Origin of the sequence: Legionella sp. km772 (assembly GCF_003989735.1) — a bacterium.
GTDB lineage: Bacteria > Pseudomonadota > Gammaproteobacteria > Legionellales > Legionellaceae > Legionella.
This window is the reverse complement of the sequence record NZ_RZGQ01000214.1, coordinates 1-4,319: the sequence shown is the minus strand read 5'-3', so window position 1 is coordinate 4,319 and position 4,319 is coordinate 1. Positions and strand designations below refer to the sequence as shown.

Sequence of the window (4,319 nt, the reverse complement as noted above, 5' to 3'; positions counted from 1 at the left end):
CATATCATATTCTTCAAATATGACTCGATAATACTTTGCCACAATAGCACCTAACAGGTTTTTAATTGAAGCTAGTATTACCGTTTTAACATCTATTGTCAACCATAAAAATTACACTCCCTAGTGGGAATGTGTCCATTAAGGAAATTTTTCGCTATGCAAAACCCAGTCAAGAAGAGATGCAATCGACCATAGAAGAATTATTTGAAAGTTAGAAAGCCAAGACTGTCTACCAATAGATTTTAGACTATGTGATTTTGTTCTATCAAATTATACAGTCGGCATCCTTTGATAGCTAAAAGTGTAAGTGCTTCAAGATCACGACAGGCATCAAAAGGGAGTACTCTAGTGATATTATCCACATAGCACTTGATCTTTGTAAACCGTTACGCTACACTATACATATGATAAAAAACTGGAAACATAAAGGGCTGCGTCTGTTTTTCGAGAATGGGGTAACTTCCGGGATCCAGGTGAAGCATAAAAATAAATTGAAGATCATTCTTCAGTTGCTTGATGCTGCCTCAAAACCAGAAGACCTTGATTTACCAGGAATGAGATTCCATTCCTTAAAAGGTAACTACAAAGGCTACTATTCTGTAACAGTAAATGGAAATTGGCGGATTATTTATGGATTTGAAGGAGCTGATGCTATTTTGGTCGATTATCTGGATTATCACTGATTAAGATATTTTTTGGAGGTTATCATGATACATGAACCATTGCACCCTGGTGTAATATTAAAGGATGTGCTCATCGATGGTACTGGCTTATCTATTTCTGAGGCCGCCGATCGGCTTGGAATTACCCGAACTACTTTGTCTCGCTTATTAAATCAACATGCAGGTATTAGTCCTGAGATGGCTTTACGATTATCACGATTTTTGAATACTAGTATAGATATGTGGATTAATTTGCAATCACAATATGATATATGGAACGTTAAGCAAAATGCGACCAATATTAATATTATTCCTCTAGAGAGGAATGTGGTTTAAAAGTGTAGCTTGTTGTAGCAATTAAGTAGCATGAAGATTGCTACATTTGTGAGGTGTGGCTACTAGGAGAAAGGCGGAGTTAATCGATTGTATTTATTGATCATGTAAAGATTTTGGAAGTGTCCATCCTGCAAGTTAAGGCTAAATTGTTTCAATGTAGCAAATGTAGCAAAGATTGAGATTCGATTCCGATTATTTACACCAGGGATTTATATCAATTTGGGTTTTATTTCCTGTTTTTACCAGGCGTATGTAGGGGTGTGACAAGCAATGGAACGAAAAGGTACTCTAAGCAATAATCATTCAGCTAGCTCTAGCGTTTCAGCAATATTTAGTGGTCTCAATGAACATTCTGCCACAATTTTAGGCAACATAAATGAAAAGTGTAAATTATCCTTGGTTCAAATTTCACATTTTGGGGATGTTGTGCTTAAAAAATCCTTAAGAAAAGTATAAATAGCTCCATGTTCCCCCTCCATCACTCTTGCTGGATTCATCAGCCTTAGATGTCCTAAAAGATTAGATATTGCAAAGGTGAAAATACCGTCGTTGTTTTGCAATAGTGCTTCGCCTCCTTGTTTCGCGAAAGAATAAAATTCAAACTCTTCTTTATCTGTGTACACAGAAGGATCAAATTCGGTCGAAAAAAATTTCTTATATTTTTCATCAAATACCCCATCAAGTGAACAGACTTCACTATCACCATTCTCATACATGGTTTCAGCCAATTCAATGAGATACATTAAATAAATCTCCGTTGCACAATGGTATTCAGCTTTCAATGAATCAGGAAGTTCCTGTTCTTTTTTTATTAATTCGGAATAAATATAGACATCTCCAATAATACGCTGAATATCAAACTTTCCTCTTAGTTGTTGATGCGTTTTTTTCAGATATTCAATTGTTCCTTCTGATTTCAAGGCTGGATTTTTAGTTAAATATTTTTCTGCTTGTAGCATCTCCAGCGGTTTGCCTTGTGAATAGAAAGAGTGCATTGAAGTTCTCCCTTGTAAATGAAGTTCTGCTATTTTTTTTATGTGATTTGTATAATAAAGTGGAAAATGTTTTTTAATGATGTCTTCATCCAAAATTATGCTATTACTTTTAGATTTTTCCGCAAGAAAAATACCGATGCCTATTGTTACTAATTCGCTTAGCTCATATCGCATTTTGCAATCGAAGAAGTCTCCTCTTTCCAGTAGAGGTTGAGTCAATGGGCTAACATTGGGCTCTAATACTCGTTCATACTTGCGCGCATAGTCGCAATCACGGAAAAATGAAGTGATGATAGGCGAACAAAGATCAGCTTGTATCTCATTCCAAAGCACTCCATTTTCATTAAATAAATACTCAATTTGGATGCTATTTACGTTTGTTTCACAAAGATGCTGAATGAGTTTTTTAACCACACTTTCAGCAGCACATTTCTGAAAAATAGGGTACGATAGAATTACCTCAATTTCTTCTGGCTTGAGCCCAACTGCTTTGGGAGGCCTTAATGAGATCCCATGTTTTTGTATTAATTCTTTTAAGCGCATCACATACTGACTTCCAAATAACTATATTGGTGAATTATAACCCATTTTTATTCGGATTATAATACTTATCAAATAACTTACCAAATAACCCCTGCGGTAACATTCATTTATGATGCAATAAATGCAACAAAAACAAGCATTTACTCCAAAGATAAATAACGATAAAAGCTCGCTCGAGAAATTTTTAGAGTTTGACAGATATCATTGATACTCATACCATGATTTTTGTGCATGCGCTTAGCCATAAGTACTTTTGGATTATCTGACGCAATTTTATTTCTTCCCCCACTTCGACCCCTAGCTCGTGCAGCGTCTAAGCCAGCCCTAGTTCTTTCTTGAATTAATCGTCGTTCAAATTGTGCCAATGATGAAAAAATATTAAAAATTAGCTCACCTGAAGCGGTTGTGGTATCAATAGCACCATCACAGAGCGATCGAAATCCAATACCTTTCTTTCCTAAATCTTCAATTAAAGTCACTAAATGAGCCATTGAACGACCCAATCGGTCTAATCGCCATACTAAAAGAGTATCTCCGGATTCCAATTCCTCCATGCACTTATCCAATCCAGGTCTTTCAGTACGAACACCTGAAATTTTATCGATAAATATTTTATTTTTTGAACAGCCTGCGGCTTCTAGGGCATTGAGTTGTAATTGAACATCCTGGTCACTCGTGCTGACACGAGCGTATCCTACTAATTTTGACATGCTATTTTCTCATAATTAGGTGCTAAATCGGGAAAATAATATTTTGTTTTCTAAGATGGATAGATGATACACTTGCCTCCTTAAAGGCCCCACATTAAGACCGCTGCGCTGAGGGGCCAACTCAAAAAATGTTAATGTAGTGCAATCAAAGTATCTGTTAATGGGACATAACCATACGTTATTTTTTTAAAAAGTTTATTAACCCATTGAAATAACATTGTTGGTCATCATACATCGCTAGATGGCTTCCATTATGGCAATATTGATAATGTCCATTTGGCAGCTGTTCCGCCATCCATTTAAGATGTTTAGGATCCATTGTATCGTAGCGTGCTGCCATAACGAGTGTAGGTACAGTAATTTTCTTAAGATCTCGAGAACGATCCCAATTTATCAAGGCCCCACTTGCTCCAAGTTCACTAGGTCCTTGCATTGGAATGTAAACTTTAGAGTTAAGATGTTTAAAGGAACGCTCAACTGGTTCAGGCCATTTATTAGCTGGCATACGCAGCAAATGTTGGATATAGAAATGATCTTTTAGCAATGTGAGATATCTAGGATCTTCATATTGACCTGCTGCTTCTAATTTTTTTATTTCAGCGAGTGCAGATTGATCCATAGTTGGCATTAATACTTTTTCAGCGTAAGTATTATAGGCAGGGACACTAGACATCATATTCGAAATGACTAATCCTTTCAGATTTCGCTGATATTTCAATGCATACTCGATAGCTAATAACCCACCCCACGATTGTCCATACAAATAAAAATTATTGTGATTTAATCCAAGTGCTTTTCTTACTTGCTCTACCTCTTCAACATAACGTGGCAACTTAACAAGTTCTGGTTCATTCGGTTGGTCACTATAAGCTGAGCCTAATTGATCATAATAATAGTACTCGATGTTAGCCGCTGGAAAATAACTATCAACAGCCTCAAGATACTCATGGGTTGGGTATGACCTCGAATTAATGTACTGCTTGCTTCTTATAAATAACTAGCAAATTTCTGCCAGACCAATTAATCCTGCTTGATTAATACGATCCCAAAATTGTTCCCAACGGCCTTTGGTT

General features: G+C 36.3%; 5 protein-coding genes. 2 read left to right on the top strand and 3 right to left on the bottom strand.

Annotated features, from left to right (window positions below):
- Positions 1-404: 404 nt before the first annotated feature.
- Together ELY15_RS13905 and ELY15_RS13900 are read left to right on the top strand one after the other, a co-directional pair.
- Positions 405-683: a type II toxin-antitoxin system RelE/ParE family toxin gene (locus ELY15_RS13905; protein WP_127101058.1), complete on the top strand. Its 279-nt coding sequence runs from the start codon at positions 405-407 to the stop codon at positions 681-683.
- A gap of 24 nt (positions 684-707) precedes the next feature.
- The gene (locus ELY15_RS13900) at positions 708-998 is read left to right on the top strand and encodes a HigA family addiction module antitoxin (RefSeq protein WP_199744231.1); all 291 of its coding nucleotides are present in this window, start codon (positions 708-710) and stop codon (positions 996-998) included.
- A gap of 401 nt (positions 999-1,399) precedes the next feature.
- On the opposite strand, the gene ELY15_RS13895 is transcribed toward ELY15_RS13900, so the two are convergent.
- The 3 genes from ELY15_RS13895 to ELY15_RS13885 form a co-directional block, all read right to left on the bottom strand.
- Positions 1,400-2,536 (bottom strand): hypothetical protein, encoded by a 1,137-nt coding sequence (locus tag ELY15_RS13895; protein WP_148111248.1) that lies wholly within the window; start codon positions 2,534-2,536, stop codon positions 1,400-1,402.
- A 140-nt stretch (positions 2,537-2,676) separates the two neighbouring features.
- Positions 2,677-3,246 carry a recombinase family protein gene (locus ELY15_RS13890; RefSeq protein WP_127101054.1) on the bottom strand — a complete coding sequence of 190 codons (570 nt, stop codon included), beginning with the start codon at positions 3,244-3,246 and terminating at the stop codon, positions 2,677-2,679.
- A gap of 178 nt (positions 3,247-3,424) precedes the next feature.
- A complete protein-coding gene (locus tag ELY15_RS13885) occupies positions 3,425-4,219 on the bottom strand; it encodes a proline iminopeptidase-family hydrolase (protein WP_127101052.1) in 795 nt (264 codons plus the stop codon).
- Positions 4,220-4,319: the final 100 nt, after the last annotated feature.